Origin of the sequence: Microcoleus sp. Pol7_B2 (genome assembly GCF_036701035.1) — a bacterium.
In the GTDB taxonomy this organism is placed as follows: Bacteria; Cyanobacteriota; Cyanobacteriia; order Cyanobacteriales; family Microcoleaceae; genus Microcoleus.
The window spans coordinates 18,454-40,172 of the sequence record NZ_JAUBQB010000019.1; the positions used below are offsets into that span (position 1 = coordinate 18,454).

At 46.3% G+C, this 21,719-nt stretch carries 20 protein-coding genes; 7 read left to right on the top strand and 13 right to left on the bottom strand.

Translation table 11 applies throughout. The annotated features are described in order from the left end of the window. Positions 1 to 12 precede the first annotated feature (12 nt). A complete protein-coding gene (locus QUA57_RS10190) occupies positions 13 to 1,200 on the bottom strand; it encodes a tetratricopeptide repeat protein (protein ID WP_333060651.1) in 1,188 nt (395 codons plus the stop codon). 299 nt (positions 1,201 to 1,499) lie between these two features. Between QUA57_RS10190 and QUA57_RS10195 the strand changes: the two genes are divergently transcribed. Beyond that, complete coding sequence (locus QUA57_RS10195; RefSeq protein ID WP_333037423.1) at positions 1,500 to 1,769, top strand: GlsB/YeaQ/YmgE family stress response membrane protein; 270 nt, start codon at positions 1,500 to 1,502, stop codon at positions 1,767 to 1,769. A 229-nt stretch (positions 1,770 to 1,998) separates the two neighbouring features. On the opposite strand, the gene sppA is transcribed toward QUA57_RS10195, so the two are convergent. The 3 genes from sppA to QUA57_RS10210 all read right to left on the bottom strand — a co-directional run bounded on the left by sppA (position 1,999) and on the right by QUA57_RS10210 (position 5,962). After that, a complete protein-coding gene (gene sppA, locus QUA57_RS10200; RefSeq protein WP_333060652.1) occupies positions 1,999 to 3,819 on the bottom strand; it encodes a signal peptide peptidase SppA in 1,821 nt (606 codons plus the stop codon). Positions 3,820 to 4,084: 265 nt separating this feature from the next. Then, a complete protein-coding gene (fni, locus tag QUA57_RS10205) occupies positions 4,085 to 5,134 on the bottom strand; it encodes a type 2 isopentenyl-diphosphate Delta-isomerase (protein WP_333060654.1) in 1,050 nt (349 codons plus the stop codon). Positions 5,135 to 5,278: 144 nt separating this feature from the next. Further along, entirely contained in the window at positions 5,279 to 5,962 is a 684-nt protein-coding gene (locus QUA57_RS10210) for an SDR family NAD(P)-dependent oxidoreductase (RefSeq protein WP_333060655.1), read from the bottom strand. Positions 5,963 to 6,040: 78 nt separating this feature from the next. Between QUA57_RS10210 and QUA57_RS10215 the strand changes: the two genes are divergently transcribed. Both QUA57_RS10215 and fghA read left to right on the top strand, forming a co-directional pair. Next, positions 6,041 to 7,150 (top strand): S-(hydroxymethyl)glutathione dehydrogenase/class III alcohol dehydrogenase, encoded by a 1,110-nt coding sequence (locus QUA57_RS10215; RefSeq protein ID WP_333060657.1) that lies wholly within the window; start codon positions 6,041 to 6,043, stop codon positions 7,148 to 7,150. A gap of 88 nt (positions 7,151 to 7,238) precedes the next feature. After that, positions 7,239 to 8,093 (top strand): S-formylglutathione hydrolase, encoded by an 855-nt coding sequence (fghA, locus tag QUA57_RS10220; RefSeq protein WP_333060658.1) that lies wholly within the window; start codon positions 7,239 to 7,241, stop codon positions 8,091 to 8,093. Between the two features lie 190 nt (positions 8,094 to 8,283). Here fghA and QUA57_RS10225 read toward each other — a convergent pair whose 3' ends face one another. Then, positions 8,284 to 9,198, bottom strand: a complete 915-nt coding sequence (locus tag QUA57_RS10225; RefSeq protein WP_333060659.1) for a branched-chain amino acid transaminase — start codon at positions 9,196 to 9,198, stop codon at positions 8,284 to 8,286. 291 nt (positions 9,199 to 9,489) lie between these two features. Here QUA57_RS10225 and QUA57_RS10230 point away from each other — a divergent pair, with 291 nt between their 5' ends. Next, positions 9,490 to 9,858, top strand: a complete 369-nt coding sequence (locus tag QUA57_RS10230; protein ID WP_333037416.1) for a Lin0512 family protein — start codon at positions 9,490 to 9,492, stop codon at positions 9,856 to 9,858. A gap of 461 nt (positions 9,859 to 10,319) precedes the next feature. Here QUA57_RS10230 and QUA57_RS10235 read toward each other — a convergent pair whose 3' ends face one another. Both QUA57_RS10235 and QUA57_RS10240 read right to left on the bottom strand, forming a co-directional pair. Then, a complete protein-coding gene (locus tag QUA57_RS10235; protein WP_333060661.1) occupies positions 10,320 to 11,159 on the bottom strand; it encodes a DUF4142 domain-containing protein in 840 nt (279 codons plus the stop codon). A 71-nt stretch (positions 11,160 to 11,230) separates the two neighbouring features. After that, complete coding sequence (locus QUA57_RS10240) at positions 11,231 to 12,199, bottom strand: hypothetical protein (RefSeq protein ID WP_333060662.1); 969 nt, start codon at positions 12,197 to 12,199, stop codon at positions 11,231 to 11,233. Between the two features lie 1,153 nt (positions 12,200 to 13,352). Here QUA57_RS10240 and QUA57_RS10245 point away from each other — a divergent pair. Then, positions 13,353 to 13,595, top strand: a complete 243-nt coding sequence (locus tag QUA57_RS10245; protein ID WP_333060663.1) for a ChaB family protein — start codon at positions 13,353 to 13,355, stop codon at positions 13,593 to 13,595. A gap of 223 nt (positions 13,596 to 13,818) precedes the next feature. On the opposite strand, the gene QUA57_RS10250 is transcribed toward QUA57_RS10245, so the two are convergent. Further along, positions 13,819 to 14,451 carry a hypothetical protein gene (locus QUA57_RS10250; RefSeq protein WP_333060717.1) on the bottom strand — a complete coding sequence of 211 codons (633 nt, stop codon included), beginning with the start codon at positions 14,449 to 14,451 and terminating at the stop codon, positions 13,819 to 13,821. A gap of 248 nt (positions 14,452 to 14,699) precedes the next feature. On the opposite strand from QUA57_RS10250, the gene QUA57_RS10255 reads away from it, so the two are divergent. After that, entirely contained in the window at positions 14,700 to 15,419 is a 720-nt protein-coding gene (locus tag QUA57_RS10255; protein ID WP_333060664.1) for an SAM-dependent methyltransferase, read from the top strand. Positions 15,420 to 15,619: 200 nt separating this feature from the next. Here QUA57_RS10255 and QUA57_RS10260 read toward each other — a convergent pair whose 3' ends face one another. From QUA57_RS10260 to QUA57_RS10275, 4 genes are all read right to left on the bottom strand, one after another. Continuing rightward, a complete protein-coding gene (locus tag QUA57_RS10260) occupies positions 15,620 to 16,720 on the bottom strand; it encodes an iron-containing redox enzyme family protein (protein ID WP_333060666.1) in 1,101 nt (366 codons plus the stop codon). A gap of 172 nt (positions 16,721 to 16,892) precedes the next feature. Further along, positions 16,893 to 17,507: a rhodanese-like domain-containing protein gene (locus tag QUA57_RS10265; RefSeq protein ID WP_333060667.1), complete on the bottom strand. Its 615-nt coding sequence runs from the start codon at positions 17,505 to 17,507 to the stop codon at positions 16,893 to 16,895. Then, a complete protein-coding gene (locus tag QUA57_RS10270) occupies positions 17,497 to 18,270 on the bottom strand; it encodes a sterol desaturase family protein (RefSeq protein WP_333060668.1) in 774 nt (257 codons plus the stop codon). Before QUA57_RS10270 ends, QUA57_RS10265 begins: the two co-directional genes overlap by 11 nt. A gap of 23 nt (positions 18,271 to 18,293) precedes the next feature. Next, a complete protein-coding gene (locus QUA57_RS10275) occupies positions 18,294 to 18,935 on the bottom strand; it encodes a type IV pilin-like G/H family protein (RefSeq protein ID WP_333060670.1) in 642 nt (213 codons plus the stop codon). Positions 18,936 to 19,305: 370 nt separating this feature from the next. Between QUA57_RS10275 and QUA57_RS10280 the strand changes: the two genes are divergently transcribed. Beyond that, positions 19,306 to 19,866, top strand: a complete 561-nt coding sequence (locus QUA57_RS10280; protein WP_333060672.1) for a Uma2 family endonuclease — start codon at positions 19,306 to 19,308, stop codon at positions 19,864 to 19,866. Positions 19,867 to 19,873: 7 nt separating this feature from the next. Here QUA57_RS10280 and QUA57_RS10285 read toward each other — a convergent pair whose 3' ends face one another. Continuing rightward, positions 19,874 to 21,679, bottom strand: coding sequence for an AAA-like domain-containing protein (locus tag QUA57_RS10285; protein ID WP_333060674.1), 1,806 nt, complete (start codon positions 21,677 to 21,679; stop codon positions 19,874 to 19,876). Positions 21,680 to 21,719 lie beyond the last annotated feature (40 nt).

Sequence of the window (21,719 nt, forward strand, 5' to 3'; positions counted from 1 at the left end):
AGATATGCAAGTTTAAAGTAAACCCATTTCTTGTAGTCCTCGGCGCAGGCGTTCTGCTTCAAATGGGCGGCGCTGTTCGTGAAGGGCGATCGCTCTTTTGAATTCTGCTAAACTTTCTGGCATTTTGCCAATTTTTAACAGCGCTACTGCCAAGTTTTGATGAGCTTCGGCGTGTTCGGGATCGATTTTTATCGCTTGTCGGTAATAGGCGATCGCATGTGCTAAATTTCCGGCTGCCTTCAGCGTCAGTCCTAAATTGTAGTGACCTGCTGCAAAATTGGGGTCAATTTTTAAAGCTGCTTTGTAAGCTTTTTCAGCAGATTTCAAATCTCCTTCCTCTTTGAGCAAATTGCCCAAATTATTGTAAGCACCCAACTTGAGGGGCGGGAACACATTGGTATTAATTGCGGCTTGATAGTGTTCTTTTGCTTTGGCAAACTGCTGCTGCTGGCGATAAGCAATTCCCAAATGATAGTTTAGTTCGTAAAGAATAGAATCATCTATGACCTCGGCAGTCAAGCCTTTGGTTAATAAATTAATTCCCCGCCCGATTTGCCCGGTTTCTACATACAAAGCGCCTAATTTGCTACAAGCATAAGCATCGTTTGGATAATAAGCAATATAGCGTTCCATTGCTGCTTGAGCTTTTTGGAATTTACTTTTTGCGGCGATCGCATCTTTTTGATAACCAGAGTGCCAAATCGCCACATCGGGGAGAGAAGCTATTTTCCATTGTGGTTCCCTCTGCAAAATCTCAGCCACGCTGTCGTCTACCATGGCGTGGTAAGGGCGAGAAAAGCGGATATCGAGGCGATTGCGAAACAAGCGCGACACTAGGGAATAGGGAGATTGAGAGGCACCGATTTCTTGGCGGATGAGATTGATTAGCAGCAGCCGATCGCTCGCAATTGCCTGCTTTATTTGAGGTAGAATCTCGGGTACCAAAACCTCATCGGCATCTAATACCAAAATCCAGTCGCCCTGAGCGTGCTTCAGACACTCATTGCGCGCCACTGCGAAGTCGTCGCACCATTCAAAGTCATAAACCCTCGCGCCATATCCTCGGGCAATTTCACGGGTGCGATCGCCCGATCCCGTATCCACCACCACCATTTCGTCAACAACACCCTTAACGCTGTCCAAAGTCCGCGACAGTGTTGCCTCTTCATTCTTCACAATCATGCACAGAGTCAGATCCATCGGGCGCAAACTTTCCTCGTTTCACAAAATTATTGTAATTTTTTTACCAGTAAAACACAAACAGTCCCAGAAAAACTTCTCCTATTTCCCTTTTGCTTTGAGCATAAGTGCCTTTGTTCCCTAGAAAAAGTGGGTTAACTCTTTTGAGATATTAAAAAGCCTCAACCTGGGACGATTGATGAGAAATCCTACTACTTTCGGTTCCTCCCTACGGTAGAGGTAAAGGCTCGATAGCGGTTGTTATTCTAAGAACATAAGACAAGGGACGAGAAAAGTTTAAGTATTCAGGAGAAAGAGAAATGGGAATTATTGCTTGGATCGTTTTAGGACTGATTGCCGGTGCGATCGCCAAAGCCATTTATCCGGGAACTCAAGGCGGTGGTTTTCTGGCAACAACAGGTTTAGGAATTTTGGGCGCCCTAGTGGGAGGTTATCTAGGTCAAGTCTTACTGGGGACGAGCGGGGGAGCATCCTTCGGAGCATTGACTCTACCCAGCATAGCTTTTGCAGTTGTAGGTGCGATCGTTCTACTTTTCATCTGGGGATTGTTAACTCAGCGTGCTGCATAACAAATATTGCCAATTCCCAGTCGATCGACTTTTAGGGTATTCATAAACCCGGTTTCTTGAAGAAACCGGGTTTTTCAGTTGTTTGTAGGATGCGTCAGCCTACTTTTACCAAATCCGGGTTAAAAACCCCTATCAGACTCAGCGCTTGCAACGGTTCAAGAGCAAAACTTTCTTCCGCACAGAGGGGGACTGAAGAATAAAGGGGTAAAAATCCCGGACTTGGTATTAATTAATCAATCCGCAAATTGAACGGCAAGCGAACATAAACCCCCTGCGGGTCATTCATCGACTTGATCACAGCCAATTCATCTTGCATTTTCTTAAATTCGGCCGTTAGCGGGTCGAGTTTGGTGGCTGGTTTCAAAACGTGAACGCCGGAAATTTTTTCCAAAATTCGCTCCTCCAAAGTGCGGCGTTTTGGATATTCTTCCAACTTCCAATTGTCGCCGAGTTTAGCTTGCTTCGCCGCCTCTCTGACAGCATCTTCAAGCCCGCCAATTTCATCGACTAAACCCAACTCTTTCGCGGCCGTACCAGACCACACCCTGCCTTGAGCAATTTCTTGTACCTTGTTTTTCGGCAGTTTGCGGGAGTTCGCGACTTTCGTAATAAATCGATCGTAAATGCGATCGACTATCCTCTGAATATTCGCCAATTCTTGAGGGTTTTTCGGGCGGGAAACCGTGTTAGTATCCGCAAAGCGGCCGGTTTTCACCACGTCCCAAGTTAGGCCGTTGTTAGCAGCCAACTTTTCGGCGTTGAAAAGCATTCCAAAAACGCCAATAGAACCGGTAATCGTATTGGGTTCGGCAAAAATGCGGTTGGAACCCATCGAAATCCAATAGCCGCCGGATGCTGCTAAATTGCCCATTGAAACAATAACTGGTTTCTTTTTCCCCGTCAGCATCACTTCGCGCCCAATGACTTCGGCCGCCGTCGCGCTGCCTCCGGGACTGTTGACGCGCAAAACCACTGCTTTTACGTCGTCATCTTCTCGGATTTTCCGCATTTCTTTAGCGATGCGATCGCCTCCTACTTGAGTCGGTCCCCCTTCGCCGTCTACAATCTCTCCCTCTGCGTAAAGTATAGCAATTTGGTTTTTCTTGTCAGCGCGAGTTGAGTTTTTATTCTCAGCAACTTTGGCGTAGTTTTTCAAGCTAATTTGCTTGAAAGATTTGTTTTCGCGATCGGTGCCTGTGAGTTTTTTAAGTTCAGTCGATATTTCGTCAAAATATACAACTTTATCAACTAACTTGCTTTTGAGAGCTTCGTCAGCCATCAAAGTTCCGCCATTATCTGCAAGTGCTTGCAGTTGCGGAACAGTCACTTTGCGACTCGGAGCGACAGTTTTCAGGTATTCTCCCCACATATCTCCGAGTAACTTTTGAGTTTGCTGGCGATTTTCGGGACTCATTTTTGTGAGCAAAAACGGTTCAACGGCTGACTTGTATTTGCCGACGCGAGTCACTTGGACTCCGACGCCGTATTTTTCCAAAGCACCAGTGAAAAACATTGCCTGACTGCTGAAACCGTTGATTTCCAAAGCGCCGTAAGGATTGACGGCAATTGTATTAGCAACAGAACCGAGGTAATAATCTCGCTCATTCCAGTCCATCTGGTAAGCAAAAATGGGTTTTTTGGCATCTCGGAAACGCTGCAATGCCGATCGAACTTCTTTGAGATTGGCAAACCCGCTGCTGCTCGAATTTGAGCTGCCTTCGAGATAAATACCAACGATTTTCGGGTCTTTTTTCGCATATTCGATCGTGTCTAAAACAGTCCGCAGCGTCACTGTATCGCCGGAATCTTCCGAAAGCACTTCTTCAATCGCCGCGCTAGTGCTACGGCTCGGTTTGCTGTCGGTGATATTTAAAGAAAGGTCTAATACCAATACCGACTTATCTTTAACTTGCGGGCCCGAATCTTTAGACGACGATGCCGCCATAGCAATTAGTAGTACCAGTCCCCCCAATCCGATGCTGCCCAGCAGCAGCAGTCCTAGGAAGGTTCCCAGTAAACTTGCACAGGTATATTTTAGGAAATCTTTCATTAGATAATTGGTAATTAGTTATTAGTCAATAGTCATTAGTCATTAGTCATTAGTCATTAGTTATAGCAAATCCGGTTAGAACGGAATAATACCGAGCGTGGGAGCTGGTCGCTCGCACTGCACTCGAAAAAATATTATTCCGATGCCAGCGCAAACGATATTATGGGTAATTCCTGCAACTAGGACTAAACAATTATCCCCTGTCGTAGTTATTAGCTAATGACTTTTGACTGCTGACTAATGACTTTTGACTGCTGACTCTCTTTTATCTTAACCTTTCCAAAACCCCCGAATGTTTTAACTCATCCAAATTACCGCAGCCCGTACAGAACATCACGGTGGCGATTTCTGCAATTAAAGCCTCAGCTAGGAGGGCTGCGGCTGATTCCGATTCCGCAGCAGCTTGTAGAAACGGCCGCGCCAGTCCCGCAATATCCGCGCCCAGGGCGATAGCCTTCGCTGCATCCAACCCATTCTGCAATCCTCCAGAGGCAATCAGAGGAACATCCGGCGCTACGGCGCGGGTGCTGACAATGCACTCGGCTGTCGGTATTCCCCAGTCGGCAAAGGTGGCGCCCAACCTGCGCTGCTTGCCATCTTTAGCTCGCTCTCCTTCTATTTTCGCCCAAGAAGTGCCTCCGGCCCCGGCAATGTCGATCGCACCTACCCCAGCGGCGAGCAATTTCTTTGCCATTTTTCCTGAAATACCGTTGCCGACTTCTTTAGCAATAACTGGTACTGGTAATTTATCGCACAATTTGGCAATTTTTTCTAGCAGTCCTTTAAAGTTAGTATCGCCTTCGGTTTGAACGCACTCTTGCAGCGGATTGAGGTGCAAAATTAGAGCATCTGCTTCTAGAATATCAACAATTTTTTTGCATTCTTCCAAACCGTAATTGTAGTTTAATTGAACTGCTCCGATATTGGCAAACAGCAGAATATCGGGAGCGCGGCGACGGACGGCAAATGTAGGAGCGAGTTGAGGATTTTCTACAACTATTCGCTGGGAACCGACTCCCATTGCTAGTTTGTATTCTTGAGCGACATCGGCGAGGCGATAATTGATTGTCTGGGCTAATTGTGTGCCGCCGGTCATCGAGGAAATTAGCAGCGGAACGGCTAGTTTTTTGCCGAGAAATGTGGAGGTTAAATCAATTTCAGTGCGATCGAGTTCTGGCAAACAGCAGTGTTCAAAACGGTAGCGTTCGAGGCCGCTGGTAGTTTCGCGAAATTGTACGTCTTCTTCGAGGCAAATCCGCAGGTGGTCTGCTTTGCGGGTTTCGGTTTGCGAGGGGGAGGTTAGCGGCAAGTTCACAGTTGCTATTTGGGGAAAGAGTTGTGATTTGGGAATATAGCAATTTTATTTCATTTTTGAATTTTTTAATGAACCGCAGAGAGCGCAGAGGGCGCAGAGGAGAAGAAAAGAGAGATGTTCGCAAATGCTGCAAGGGTTGCTGTATTATCCAGGAACAGTCAGCGGCATTCCGTTATCTGAAGGTTTTAATTTTAGTAAAAAAGGAACTGCTTTTTGCACCCAGGCTTTGGCTGATGTGTAATTTGCCGCATCTTCGCCGAAACAAATGTCCAGCATATCTGTGTGAATTATCCCCGGATTCAAAGGAACCGCTGCCATACCTGCGGGCAATTCTTGAGCGAGCGATCGCGTAAGTCCTTCTATTGCCCACTTGGAAGCGCAATAGGGCGCGACTTCCGGCGAAGTTGACCTTCCCCAACCCGAACTAAAGTTGACAATTATGCCGCTTTTTCGAGCAATCATTGCCGGGACAAAGTGACGAATTACATTAGCCGTACCTTTAATATTAACATCAATTACTTGGGAAAATTCTTCGTTGCTGACATTCCAAAGAGGCGCGAGATGATTAGCTACACCTGCATTATTAATTAGCAAATCTGGCGGCTCATTTTTTGCCAGCATTTCTGTTGCCCAAGCTTTTATTTGCTCGTCGTTGGTGACATCCAAACAAGTAAAATGGTGGACCGCACTATATTTTTTGTTGAGTTTTTCCACCGCTTCGGAAGAACGGGCGCATCCCAAAACTGTATGTCCCAATTCAATAAACTTTTCGGTCATGGCAAGACCGAGACCGCGACTGACTCCGGTAATTACAATTAATTTTGTCATAAATTTGCTCCAAGTTAGACATTAAGTAATACAATACATATTGACAAGTGAATTGACAAATCGATCGCAGGAGAAAGCATGAAAGTAAAAGCAGCAGTTGCTCGCAGTGCCGGCCAACCTTTGAGCATTGAAACGGTGGATCTGGATGGGCCGCGGGCTGGAGAGGTGCTGGTGGAAATTAAAGCCACGGGTGTTTGTCACACTGACGCTTACACTCTTTCCGGTGCCGATCCTGAAGGCTTGTTTCCTGCTATTTTAGGCCACGAGGGAGCCGGGATTGTCGCAGAAGTTGGGGCGGGAGTCACGAGTGTCAAAGTGGGCGATCGCGTAATTCCTCTCTACATTCCCGAATGCCGCAACTGCGAATATTGTTTGAGCAAAAAAACCAATCTCTGTCAAGCAATTCGCGTGACTCAAGGCCAGGGAGTAATGCCCGACGGCACGAGCAGGTTTTCCATAGACGGGCAGAAACTTTACCATTACATGGGAACTTCTACGTTCGCTAATTATACAGTATTGCCGGAAATTGCAGTAGCAAAAATTCGCGAAGATGCTCCTTTTGATAAAGTTTGTTTGATCGGCTGCGGCGTAACAACTGGCATCGGCGCTGTCATTAATACTGCGAAAGTAGAGCCTGGTTCTAATGTGGTAGTTTTCGGTTTGGGCGGCGTGGGTTTGAATGTAATTCAAGCGGCTCGCATGGTGGGAGCTAACATGATTGTCGGCGTAGACTTGAATCCCGACAAGCGAGAGATGGCGGAAAAATTCGGCATGACTCACTTTGTCAATCCCCGCGAAGTGGAAGGTGATTTAGTGCCTTATTTAGTAGATTTAACCAAAGGTGGAGCTGATTACAGTTTTGAATGTATCGGCAACATTAATGTGATGCGCCAAGCTTTGGAATGCTGTCACAAAGGTTGGGGCGTGAGCGTAATTGTCGGGGTAGCGGGAGCCGGTCAAGAAATTAGTACCCGCCCGTTTCAGCTAGTAACTGGCAGGGTTTGGAAAGGGACGGCTTTTGGCGGGGCGAAAGGCAGAACTGATGTTCCTAAGATTGTTGATTGGTACATGGACGGTAAAATTGATATTGACAGTCTCGTAACTCAGGTAATGCCGATCGACAAAATCAATGAAGCTTTTGATTTAATGCACAAAGGCGAAGTAATTCGCACAGTGCTGACATTTTGAGTTTGAGAAAGAAGAAGTTCGGCAACGGATTTTGTAACGGATGTAACGGATAGAACAAAGCTTAACCCCCAATTCCCAATTCCCAATTATGCTATCTGACTCCCTAAAACTGCACAAAGAACAGAAAAGTTTCGGTGGCAAACTCGGCTTTTATAGCCATCAATCCTCTGCTTGCAACAGCGAGATGAAATTTGCGGTTTATCAGCCGCCGCAAGCTCTATCTCAACCCGTACCAGTTTTGTATTTCCTATCAGGTTTAACCTGCACGGAAGAAAACTTTATGGCAAAAGCGGGGGCGCAACAATTGGCGGCAAAATACGGGTTAATGCTGGTTGCGCCCGACACTAGCCCGCGCAATACTGGCATCCCCGGCGAAGATGACGATTGGGATTTAGGAAGTGGTGCGGGTTTTTATGTTGATGCGACAGCCGCACCTTGGAATTCTCACTATCGGATGTACAGTTATGTGGTTGATGAATTGCCCAATTTAATCGCCGAAAATTTTCCAGCGATACCCGAAAAACAGGGAATTTTTGGTCATTCGATGGGCGGACACGGGGCTTTAATTTGCGCTTTGAAAAAGGGAGCTCGCTATCTTTCAGTTTCCGCTTTTGCGCCTATTTCCGCGCCAATGCGCTGCCCTTGGGGACAAAAAGCTTTTGCAAACTACCTCGGCAGCGACCAACAGATTTGGAGGGCTTGGGATGCTAGCGAATTGGTGCTTGAGGCGCAATACAACCGCCCGATTCTGATTGACTGTGGCACTGCTGATTCGTATCTGGCTGACGGGCAGTTGTTGCCGGAAGTGTTCGCGGAGGCTTGTGCAAAAGCGGGACAGCCACTAACTTTAAGGATGCAAGAAGGTTACGATCACAGTTATTATTTTATTGCGAGTTTTATGGAGGATCACATTCGCCATCACGCGGATGTTTTGTGCGGGTAGTTCCTAGCAGGAAGCAGGCAAGATGCCTGCTCCACAACAACTGGTTCTTAGGCTCTGCCTGGGAACCGATATCCAGAGGCTCTGCCTCGCATGGCTGCCATGGAATGTGGAGGCAAAGCCTCCTGATCTGCGTTACCAGGCAGAGCCTGGTAACGAGTGAACTCGCTTCTACGCTCGCAGGTATTTTCGGTTAATTAAGATTAATCGGAAATACCCAGTCTTTGTACTTGCTGTCGCGATTTTCGATAATCGCGGTGAGTTTGTCCAAAATCTTTTCGGTGATGGGTCTATTTTGGGGCAATTGATAGTTTTCTACTCGGTTAATAGGCGTAATTTTGGCGGCGGTTCCGCAGAGGAAAATCTCGTCTGCAATCAACAGTTCTGATTTATCAACGGGTCTTTCTGTGATTTCAATTCCTAAGTCTCTGGCGATAGTTATAACGCTGTCTCTGGTAATTCCTTCGAGAATATCTTGCTCGAAACCTGGAGTAACTAATTTACCGTTTCTGGCGACAAATATGTTCATTCCTGAAGCTTCGCTGACTTTTCCCTGAGTATTCATCATAATTGCTTCGTCGAAGCCTGATTGTACTGCTTCTGTTTTAGCTAAAGCTGAGGTGATGTAAGCGCCGCTAATTTTACCTCTTAAGGGCAAACTCCGGTCTTCTTGGCGGTACCAAGAGCTAAATCTACAGTTGACTCCTTCTTTGGGTAAATAGTCTGAAAGTTCTAATCCGTAGACAAAAAAGTCGGTTTCTACGTTGTGCAGTCGCGGGGCAATTCCTAAACTTGATGTGTAGATAAAAGGGCGGATATAAAATGATTTTGTGGGTTGGTTTTTCTGGACAAAATCAATGATTATTTGTTGGATTTTGCTGGCTGGTAAATCGCAGTGAAGGAAACTGGCACTTTGACTCAATCTTTGACAGTGGCGGTCTAATCTAAATAGCAATATTCGATCGGCATTTTGGGGGTCGGGAATTCCCCGCAACCCGCCTAAGACTCCGGTTCCGTAGTGCAGTGCGTGGGTGGCTATGGAAATTTTGGCGTCGGTAAAGGGGAGAAATTGGTTTTGAAAGTAGGCAATTGGTAGAAAACTATCCATGATTCAAGCTGGCGATGAGTTTGGCAGTCCGCTAGGAAAGCTGAATTTGGTTATATTACCATAAGTTATACCATTTGAGATTTGAGATTGAGAATGGCTGATTTGATAAGGGTTTGAAGCTTGCTTACAGTTGAATTTTTTTTAGACTGGTATTATTCTTTTGTTGTTATAGCGATTGATAAAATAATATCAAAAGCCGTCTATTAGGTTGATAATTGTTTGGGGAAAGAGTGCGATCCTCTTCGAGGGCTTCGCTAACGACTACAAACAAAAATCCATCAAGGGGCAACTATGGCACGTAAATGTTTCATCATCGAAATGGGGATGGGGGTAGACCAGCACGGGCAGGAACCGACTGTAGCCTGTGCCAGGGCTGTACGGAATGCGATCGCCCATAATGCTCTCCTAGGCGTCTGGGAAGTGGCGGGTTTGACTGACCCGAATCAGATGATTGTTGAGGTAAAGGTGGCTGTTCCTTACCCGGAACAAGTGCGGGAACAGGAGGTGTTGGCGGTGCTGCCTTTTGGCAGCAAAACTCTGATTGTGGAGCAAGGAGGCATGATTGTGCCAGGAAGGGCGATCGCCTCTCTGAATGATAAAAATGATGAAATGCTAATCGCTGTGGCGGCTGTGAGTGTTTTTGTGGAAACTGAGGGCTAATTAATTTTGTGTTGTTTGAATAAATCGCCCGATCGCACTTGCTTGTTTCCGCGATCGGGCGATCGAACGCCTCTCTGTTAAAAAATGATTAATTTAGACTAAGTTGTAGCGTGTGTCAGAGATATGGCATGAAATATCGTAGAAAATCTGAGGCTTTGAGGCACCCTATAACTTAGTCTGTTCAACGGTAAGGTTTATTTGCGCCTACCTAGTTAATTTTGAAGTTTTAATGGATAATTTTTAAGTGTTCAGACGACCAGGTATGTAAGCAATCCAGCAAAACCCTACGATTAATAACAGCCACGTCGCTGTAATATTGCTGCCCAACAAGCTGCGGAGAAAATCTTCCATTGTTATCAAAAATTATAGAGTTTAAAAGAATCTATTGCTGTTCCCTCTCGGCTCGGCAAAGGTAGAGTGCGATGGGCTTTTAGGCGCTCGCACTCTACCTCCTGTACCTCCTATTGGGGCTGGCTGGTATCTGCCAACATTTGGTTAACCATTTGCAAGTGCGCCTGAAGGTTCGGCAACTTCTGGGTGGCCCAAGCCTTCAAGTCGGCATCTTGTCCCTGTTGAGATTGAGCCTGAAACAAAGCAATAGCCTGATTGTGGCTCTCGATCATAGCCTGCTTGTAAGCAGTGTCAAAACTTCTACCGGAGAGTCCCGAAAGTCGCTCCATCAAAGCTGTGTTCTGGCTGCTCATTTCGGTTGGCAGTTTTACGCCTTTTTGCGTTGCTACCTGCATCAATTCTTGATTAGCCTGGGTGTGTTCCTCAACCATTTCTTGCCCGTATTGTTTCACACTAGCACTAGAACCGCGCTGCACTGCCAATCTGCCGAGCTCCACTTCCAGCATCCCAAGTTGACCTGCTTGCATGACAAAGTTTCTGTCTTGGTTGCTGAGAGAATTAGGCGAAGTTTCGCCACCTGTTGGAGTGTTGGGAGAACGGCTGGGAGTGTTGTTGATGGGGCTATTTGGAGAACGGCCGGGAGTGTTGTTGCTGGGGGTAGTTGGAGTGTTGGGAGAACGGTCGGGAGTGTTGTTGGTGGGGGTATTTGGAGTGTTGGGAGAACCGCCAGGATTGTTGTTGTTAGGATCTGTAACAGAAGGTCCCGGAGAATTAGGATCGTTTAAGTCGCTATCAGCAAGCTCAAAAACTCGATCGCCCGACTGGTTGAAGCCGTGAGTCTGGCGGTTTAATTCTGCGAATCCCGGCACAGCTATCAAGGAACTAACGCCGGCAATTCCGGCAACTGTTACCAATTTTTTGAACAAACTTTTGCGATTGAGTGAAGTCATGAATTTCTAAGCCTCTAAGTTGTTTTCAAAAGTACGTGAAGCGAAGCTATCCCCTAGGGAATCGCCCGAAACTACCGATGGGATGGTGTACTGCCTTTCCGAAACAAGTTGATCAAACCAAAGGCGCCCAAGGCACCCAGCCACCCGAAATTGTTGGGGCTATCGCGCCGAGCACTCAAAACTCCAGAATTAGTATCAGCCGGCGTCGATGTGGTATCGGTTGTACCGGTTGTACCCGTTGTGCCGGTGCCTGTTGTACCGGTTGTACCCGTTGTGCCGGTGCCTGTTGTACCGGTTGTACCCGTTGTACCCGTGCCCGTCGTATCGGTTGTACCGCTTGTACCCGTGCCAGTCGTACCAGTTGTACCAGTTGTACCCGTTGTACCCGTTGTACCCGTGCCAGTCGTACCGCTTGTACCGCTTGTACCGCTTGTGCCGGTGCCAGTGGTATCGGTTGTACCGCTTGTACCAGTGCCAGTCGTACCCGTTGTACCGCTTGTACCCGTGCCAGTCGTACCCGTTGTACCGCTTGTACCCGTTGTATCGGTGCCACTCGTACCGCTTGTACCCGTTGTATCGGTGCCACTCGTACCCGTTGTACCGCTTGTACCGGTTGTATCGGTTCCAGTCGTACCAGTTGTACCAGTTGTACCCGTTGTACCCGTGCCGCTTGTACCCGTTGTACCCGTGCCGCTTGTACCCGTTGTACCGGTTGTATCGGTGCCAGTCGTACCGGTTGTACCCGTTGTGCCCGTGCCAGTCGTACCGCTTGTACCGCTGGTACCGCTTGTACCGATGCCACTCGTACCGCTTGTACCGGTTGTATCCGTGCCAGTCGTACCGGTTGTACCGCTTGTACCCGTGCCAGTTGTACCGGTGCTTGTACCGCTTGTACCGCTTGTACCTGTGCCAGAACCGCCACCAGCACCGCCGCCAGCACCGCCCGACTGGGCTGAAGCAGGCACTGCTAAGGAAACCGTTGCTAAACCTAAAGTACAAGCGCTTGCTAAAACAACTTTCAACAATTTAGAAGATTTCATGGTAATGCTTGCTTTTGCATAGAGTGCTGCGATCGCTTGTGATGCCAAAACCGTAGGGTCAAATTGACAGCGTAACGTGCAAATTTTCTAACCTTCGCTGCGGAATAATGAAGGTAAGGGAGCAAATTTAGTCCCGTTCCCTCGATTATTTTTACCTGAGTAATTAAACCGCCGCGTTAACAGTTTATAAGCTATTACGTATGCTTCAAGTTCGCCATTCATCTTTAGGAATATTTGACCAAATGGCTTTTTATTTCAGGTGGTGGATGAAATTTGATTGAGCGGCAGACTAGCTCAATCAAAATTTGTGTACGGGGGATAAAAAGCGGGTTGATCTGAAAAATTTTGGGTTGAGTAACGAGACATATACGCATCAACCGAGTTTCTGAGACAAGCGCGCGGTTGTTCCTATAAATTTTCTCCGGCGGCTGGTGCTTTGAGAGAGAAATTATTGATTTTCTCACCGTCAATTTTGGGTTGGGCCTACGCCATAGGAGTTAGTTTAAAAATTTTTTGAGCGCTATTTTTCCTTAACTTGCTGCTGGCAATTTGGGCGCTGACCGAATACCGCTCAAACTTTCCCCGAAACTAAATTATCTCAAAACGCCCGATCGACCGTTTTGATTCGCTAAAACACCTGCGACCCCGCAACAGCAGGGCTTTGGACTGGATTTTGACTAGCCTAAAATAGGAAGGCGAACTGAGGGCTATCCAAGTCGAACCCGCACGAGATTACATTAACCAGCGGCGGCGCACTCGTCAGAATTGCTTGAGAGTGCGATCGGCTAAACTCTGATATAGTAAAGCCCAAACTATGCCAGATAGCGCTTATTTCCTAACACATCTCACAAGCAGACATCAAGTATGCTGTATCGAATTATTGCCAGAATTGGCTATCTCATGTTCATCGCTTTTTCTAAATTCGCAAGTGAAAAAGCCGAAATCAGATTAATGACTGTTTCAGAAAAGAAATTACCCAAACACGGCTGAACCAGCAACGGCAAGTCAATTCCCTAAGCAGTTCAAAAAAAAATTAATATTACATCTGTCGTCGGTATGAAAAAAATGCGGTTTAAAACTTGCTTTTAGAGAGAGGAAAGGAGTGGGTTCTAGTATATAAGATTTAATTTGTGTTTAATAATTAGAGGTCATTATGCCAGAACAAAAATTTGATACCTTACCTTCTGAAGCACAAGAACTCCCCCAAGGAGCCAAACAAATTTTTCAGGCTGCTTTTAAGAGCGCTAGCGAGGATGGAATGAGCGCCGATGGTGCTGCTAGCGTTGCTTGGAACAGCGTAAAATCTGAATACGTTCAAGGCGAAGGTGGCACGTGGCATCACAAGGGCGACGATACTAACCAAACCCGCAAATCTGTACAGTCTGGTGGCAATTAGTTATCAGCCATCAGTAATATCGTGTCCGCTAACATAACCCCTATCCGTTGTTTAGTGAGGACTTCATTCCTCAAATTTTGATGAGAAGCAAGAGTCCTCACTACCAACCAATTGCAGTGACGTTATTCTAGCGGGCATGATATGATCAGTCATTAGCAATGTACTCATCAGTTGTGGTTAATGCTTGAGGTTGATAGCTGTGGGAATCGCGGCGGTACACCCGTTAATGCAGCCTGTTAATAGGCTGGCCCATATCCCATTGCAATTCGGCTAAAACGAGCAAGCTAAATACCATTACGGTTCCCGTAAATAGGAAAGACCAACTGCTCGTGAAAGGCAAAATCAAAATCCCCAACAGGTGAAATAAACTTGCTGCTAAAAGCGCGCGCGATCGCACTGCAAGTCCCGTCCCCAAATACCCAATTCCGCTCATTCCCAACCACAGGGGACAGAGATTCGCCAACACTTTTCCCCAACTGAGAAAAATTGCTAAATCGGTTAGCAGCAATCCTAATAACATTAGTATTACCCAACCGTAAAGCACCCAAATCAGGCGTTCTATTTTGACCCAAGAGTATGTCATGCTTACCATTGCGGCTGTACCTACGAGGCTAAGCGCTGACCACAAACCTGCTTGCAGCATCCAACTCACAGAAAAAAATTGTGCTGTCCCGAATATGGGTATCAACAGCAAGCTCCACAGCAAGCAAGTTCGATCGAGACAAGTATAAAATTGCGAATAAAATCGATCTTTGCCAAGGGGAAACTGAACCTGCCACAGCCCTTCTAACTGCTGAACCTCGATGTTAAGCTGTTTCCGGCGCAGAGGCGGAACTGAATAATTAAAAAAGGTCATATCTGACACTATTAAAATTTACAATTATTAGCTTAGGTACTATCTCACCAGCAATCGCTCTAATTGCAATCTGTCAATCGGATTAATCTAGTTAATTGGATAATCTGCCGGCAGTAATAGTTATTAGAGCGCACCAGATAACACAGGAAGAGAGAGATTGCACAAGTTGATAAAATAGCTCTTGCGACAGATGGCTGGAATATTACTTATTCGATACTTTGAAAATAGTCAACTTTGTTACAGAATTTATGCTCACTTCATCCCATCCTCTGAAACAGGTATTCCACTGCCCGGAAGAATCGGATTTTTACGCGCACTGCTTGGAAAGTTTAGTGTTAAATGCTAGTGACAATTCTCGACTTATCGTAGAGTTTGGTTCAGGAGAGGGAAGTCCAGTTATTAAGTCTTTGCTGAGAAGTGATTTTGATGGGACAATACAGGGATTTGAGCTAAATAATGTAGCTTGGAAAATTGCTCAGTCTCAAATTAAGGAATATCAAGTGAGCGAAAAATATACTGTCAACAATTGCTCTTTTTTTGATTCGCCTTTATACGAGTCGGCGGATTGTGTCATCTCAAATCCGCCTTACTTGCCGGCGGTGGATGATAAGATTTACCAGCCGCTGTTGCACGGTGGGAGTGATGGTTCGACAATTGCTAAGAAACTTTTATCTTTGGGCTGCGATGAAGTTTTGCTGATGGTTTCTAGCTATTCTAATCCTGTGGGTTTGATCGATTATGCCTTGGATCGAGGCTACTCGGTTGCGAATTTTGAAATTGCACCTTTAACTTTTGGCTATTATAGTTCGGAACCCAAAGTGAAAAGCGCGATCGCCACTCTCAGAGAACAGGGAATGGCTTTTTATTCCGAAAACATCTATCTGTTGGCTGGAGTTTTGTTTAAGAAGCACCAAAAGTCGCAAAGAGATTTGTCGATCGAGCTCATTCAGTTAATGACAGCATTTTAAAATACAGCGCTGGTAGGGTGCCTCTGAGATGTGGCACCATTGTCAGCAACAGGCAAGATTGTCAGCAACAGGCAAGATGCCTGTTCCACAAGAAATAAACTCTTTGTGGAACAGGCATCTTGCCTGTTCCTCAAAAGCTTATTGAGAACGGTGCAAGATCTAGGGTGCATCAGTCTCTGACCCACCCTACGATATAGCTGTTAATTGTGTTCTGTGGCTTGGATCGATCGCACCACAGCAGCCCCAGCCCGATCGCCGATCGACTTCTCCTGATCGTACCCCAACACCAGCTCCCAAGCGTCCTGCGGGTATCTATCAACCAGCGGGATCGCCACTTCATCCAACATCCAGCGGCCGTGACGCTCGTCTTCTTTGATGTGCAGTTCCCAATAACCCATAGCAGCCTGCGACAGGCCCAAACGCTGGGCGGCGGCTAGATAATTGCGGTAAGCAACGGGCCCCGCCACCTCAAAATAAGTGAGTCCGCCGTTGTAGCGCAGAAAATGGCGCTTGCGTTCCGTCAGCAGAAAGTTGTGATTAATGCTTGCGAGCACTTCCCAAGGCACTAAATCGAAGTACGATTCTGGTTCTGTACTCATATCGAATTCAGCCAGCATCTGAGCAAAAAAGGTCGAGTGCTTGCGGGGGAGGCGACCGCCGCCGTATTCTTCCATCAGCACTCGGGTAAGAGTACACTGAATTTCGTTGCCGGCGCCGCCGAGGATGCGAGAAAGGCGGCTGGCTTCAACTAAACCGTCGAAAGAGGCGATCGCCAGCAGGTGTTTGTATCCGGCTGCTGTCATCTGTTCCCGCAAATAGCGATCGCTGTCGTTCAAAGGAGGATCGACATCGGCGGCGGCGCGATCGCGCAGGGCTTGCTTGACATCCGGCAATTTTTGCAGCGCTGCAACGTCGATTTGCGCCAGTTCCCACTGCTGCCAAGGTTCCTCTATGCGATCGCGCACAGACCGCAAATAGTGCGATCGCTCGTTGTTGTAGCGGCGCAAATCGTCGTACCAAAACAAGTTGAGGCGGTTGATGCGGTAAAGCACGCGCTGCAAGAAGCGGTGAGCGGCCTCATCGCCGGGTTGCTGTTGGTAAGCTGCTTGAATTGCATAGGCGATCGCGCTTTCAAAATCGCTGACAAGTAACGGTTTTGCGGCCACCGTCTTGTCTAAATCCTCGACTTCTAGCAAATTGACAAATTGCCGATCGGCTGCTTCGTAATTTGGGGGTGCGGGTTGCTTTTTGGGAAGACTCGGCGAGTCTATTTTGGGGAGTAAATCTGCCGTGTTTTGCATGGAATCAACTTATTATGACTTTGATTATTGTGCTGCCTGCCCAAACAGCCAACCGTTGCAGATTGCTGAGGATAATGGCTACTTTTCTTGAAGATAGCTAATCTGTCAGCAGGATACACCTTTCTATTGATAGAGATTTGACAGAAATCAATTTGGCCACAACTGCGCCGATTCATTCCGAAAGCATGGTGACTGAGGGAGACTTTATCAAGCTGTGCAAAGTAATTGGGGCTAATATCTGAGCATCTTTTGCAGCCGGCACTGCTTCCCGCCACGCTTTGATACCGCCTGAAAGGACAACAACATTCAGGCTAATATCCTTAATCTTATTAGTCTCATTTCCTCCAGATTCTTGGGAATACCGAGCGACTTTTTCCAACTGTTTGTATGCTTTAACCGATCGCCCTCCTCTGGCACAATAAAGTACAATTACGGGCTGAACCCGCTCAGATTTAACCCTAGCTTTTACAATGGATTGAATCTGCTTGACACCGAACCCCATCTCAATATCAATTATGGGAACAAGGGGACTTTCACCGATGCGATCTTCCGCGTATTCTTCGGGCGATCGCACATCGATCAAAATCACTGATTTCAACTCACCCTGCTGCAATTGATCGACAGTTACTTGTTTCGTATTTAAACTGGCGATAAAAGTTAGGATATCCATGTGATGAAATAGGGCAACTGCACTCAGAGAAGCAAGACTCGTCAAGCCAAAACCCATAATTACTCGCAAAAGGCGTGAATAGCGATTAATACCTGGTTTGACCTTTTCATCTAGCATTTTTCATCATCCTTCTTGAAAATGGATAGAACATTTGTCCGACATATCCAGCAGGTATAGAATCAGAGATTCCATATTTATGAGGCATTTTTTTTGCTGGCATATAGATAGTGCCAAATAGCAAATCTAACAGTGGCAACTGAACAGCAAAGTTTTTGGTGTTGATTTGGGGAATTTTACTGTGATGCCAGTGATGAAATTGTGGGGTTGCTACGAACCATTTTAGTAGACCAAAATTTAATTTAATATTAGAATGAATTAAGAAAGCTATCGCCGCAGAATAAAGAGCATAAACCACCAAACTCTCCTTAGTAAATCCCAACCAGTAAAGAGGCATAATTTTGCAAATCTGAGTAAAGATTTGCTCGCAGGGATGCACGCGCACTGCGGCTAACCAATCCATGTGTTCAATGCTGTGATGGACTGCATGAAATTGCCAAAGCCAGGGTACTTCATGCAGTAGTCTGTGAGCAATATAATATGCCATATCTGAAACGATAACTGCTTCTGCAAACTGCAACCACACAGGTTGAGATGCTACTTTGCTTTGCAATTCCTGGTTGAGGAAATTAGTCATCAGCGACACACTTACAGTCACAACAATAGCGCCCGATCTGCCAATAAAGTGACCTGTAAAAAAATAAGTGGCATCGGTTGCCCATCCGAGACGGAATATCTTTTGCTTGTGCAAGGATAAGATTCTTTCGAGGGGAATGAAGATGGCCGCTAAGACGATGAAGCCTTTGACAATTTCAGGTAACATGAGATTCTGATTAATGTCGATATTTACTTAAATACGTCGCTACTACCAGCAGCGCAGACAGGATTACCATTCTGAAGGATAGGAGCAGACGGTTGGGTATTTCCAGGAGAATTTGCTGCACACAGAATGGATACAGTAGTCAGCTCTTTGTTAGCTGCTTTGGAAACAGGTACTAAAAATACAGCCCCGACATAGCTAGTAAGATTATTGCTGCGGGCTACAGCATAACTAAACGCAGCATTTTTGGTAGATATGGTTGAATAGTTATAGTTGGTTGTCTGAGTTTTAATGCCGAGACCTAGGGCATTAACGGAATTGGAAAATGCGCCATCCTCGGCGTATATTGCTTGTTGACCTTTGTTCATTGCGCTAACATATTGTTTACCTTCTGATTGCTTCGCTTTCTTCGCGCCACCACAACCGACAACAGAAGGGAGGGCGAGCCCACCAACTATTATGCTGCCCAGAGGAAAGTAAATAAAAGTGATCCTCAGTAAGATTCCTACCCAAGATTTACTTTTTTTGTCAGGGGGAAGGTTTTTTTCTGAAGATGCCGCTTGTTTGTTAAGTGCATCCAGTTGAGGGTTTGTCTTAAGCTGCATGGTTGTTCTCGATACTGCTTGTTTGTTGAGTGCATCGAGTTGAGGATTTTTTTTAAGCTGCATGGTGGTTGTCCAAATGTGTTAGCAGAGTAGTTTTCAAGTGATTGACATACTCCCCAGCGTAAACACAGGGGGATTCTAGAGTCAAACAGCGAGTGCAGGCGTAGCTTGTCTAATATCGCCTAATCGAACAGTCGATGCCAAGAAAAACAAGCAAGTTATTTTTAGCGTCGTTTTCATCCAGTCCATTGAGTGCGGTGGGGCTTGCAAACCTCGCCTACTGCGCCTTGCTTCTACTCTATCTCTATTAAATCACCAGGCTATTTGAGAACTCGACTGACTTTTCATCGACTTCTCATCGACTTTAGACATCACTGGCATTTAATAGGGCGTGTGACTATAATCGAAGAAATAATTAGAGGAACGGTAAGTTATGGCAGTGCAGTTGCTCAAAAGACTTTTCACCGTAGAAGAATACCATCTGATGGGTAAAGCTGGTATTCTTTCAGAGGGCGATCGCGTAGAATTGATAGAAGGAGAACTTGTTCAAATGGCCGCAATTGGAACTCGTCACGCAGGTTGTGTTAACCGCATTACCCGACTCTTTTGCCGGCTTCCAGAAGACAGGGCGATTGTGACTGTACAAAACCCCATTCAAGTCAGCCAGCGAACCGAACCGCAACCCGATCTAGTATTGCTGCAACCTCGTGCCGATTACTATTCAACTGCCCATCCTGTCCCATCCGAAGTTTTACTGTTAATAGAAGTAGCTGACACTTCAATAGATTATGACAGAGACGTGAAACTTCCTATTTACGCTCGCTCAGGAATTCAGGAAGTCTGGATAGTAAATTTACAGGAAAACTGCTTGGAAGTTTACCGCCAGCCAACGGTTAACGGTTACAGTTTAATCCTCAGGTTTTGGCGGGGCGACGAAGTTTCGCCCCTGGCTTTTCCAGAATTTGTAGTTAATGTGGATTTGGCGATCGGGTAAATAGGGATTATTTGCAGTCAAGGCGATCGCGAAAATACTCCTCATACAAATTGCATCTCGCACTGCAATAATTGCCCTCCTGTTTCACCAACCCCATACTGTTTAATTTAAACGCTACTTCTAGCCTTAATCGGACTGGCTTTGACACACTCGAAACCTCTCTCATGGCCTCGATTAATTCTGGATATTTTTCTAAATTCCACAAATGTCGGCGCAAATGGTCGCTGTAAATTCCTGCCTCGGTTGCCGCCGATTTCAGCAATTGATTTAATGTCACATCTTGACAGGCAATGCGATACATAGCCAGCCGCACTAAGTAGGGATGTCCTCCCACTAGCGCCATCATTTCTGCCACTTCTGTAGCACTCCAATTGATTCCGTGTCGCGCTGCTAAGTCTTGCACTTGCTGCGAATTAAACTCAGGCAAATCAATGGGCAATCCCACATTAAACGGCGATTTATTCACATCCAGCGGGATGTAAACTTCTGTCGAATGCACCACAATCAAACGCAATTTTTTCCAAATATCTCGCCGTTTTGCTTCTTCGTGCAAAGCTCGCAATAACCCAAAAAAGTCGTCGGCAATTTCCGGCGATTCAAACAGGCGATCGCTCTCATCCAAGCCTAACGTCAGAGGTTTTGAGGATTCTGAAAGCAAATACTGTTCAAAATAAGCCTTGCAGCACTGATTGCTGCCAATCAAATCGGCTAACTCCCAACACTTGGGCAACTGCTCCAGCATCCCTAATTCTTGACCGATGCTAGCACAAAACCACTGCAAAAATGTGTCTGAATTAGCGAATATTTTCCTATTAGCTAGCTGAAAACTCAGCGCTACCGTGCGAGAACCTTGCTGTTCTGCGTGATGCAAAATCCTCGCCATCAAGGAAGTTTTGCCCATTTGCCTGGGCGCTTTTATGCGGATCAGCGCTCCCGGCTGGGCGATCGTCTCGTAACAGCGGGATTCGATCGGAGGGCGATCGATATAAAAACGAGAAGCTATTTCAACTTGTCCTCCCGGCAATTCAGGCGGCGCTGCTGGCAGGGGTTGAATTATTATTGACTGTTTGGTGCTAGTAATTGCGTTCCATTCCACAGCTAATTCATGGTCGGCAGTTAACGATGTGCGACCTTCTTTGATAATGGTTAAAATTTGTGATAATAACTTAAATGAGTCGCCAACACCGCGCCACCGCCAGGGCTGAATTCCTGCTAAATAGCTCAGTAAATCAAAAGAAAGCGGTGTATTTAATTCAAGTAAAATCGGTAAAATTGCGGGTTTATGAGCAGTTAAGTTGTGCAGTTCTTTGGCTAGCTGCACTTGTTCCAATATCATTTCGCTAGCGGCAGATTCTTGGGAAATCAGCAACAGCAAATAATCGCAACGCTTTAAATATGAGGCTGAGTCGCTGCTGTTGTTAATAAAAAAGACTTCGTGGCCTCCCGCACTCAAAGCTTGGTGTAACTGCTGAGAAAGGGTGGTGTTTGAGGTCGATCGGGCGTTGGCGTTAGTGAAGCGATCCGAAGGAAAGCCCTCGAAGACGATCGCCACTTTTGCCCTCACTAGCACTACCTCTTCTGGCTCTGAATTCGCGTCAAAATCGGCTATATCGCGCCATTCCTGGCCCAATCCGCGACAAATTTCGATGAAATTTGCATAATCCACAGGTTTGCCATTCAGAAAATGGCTGACAGTAGATTGCGCCATCCCTAAATCCTCAGCCAGGATTTTCTGACTGGGAAAGCCATTTCTCAGGAGACAGGATTTAACTGCGCGAATGCACTCTTCGCGCACCCTTAGCGATCGTGGCATTGCTTATCACAATCAAAACACTGAAACCATCATAAATGCC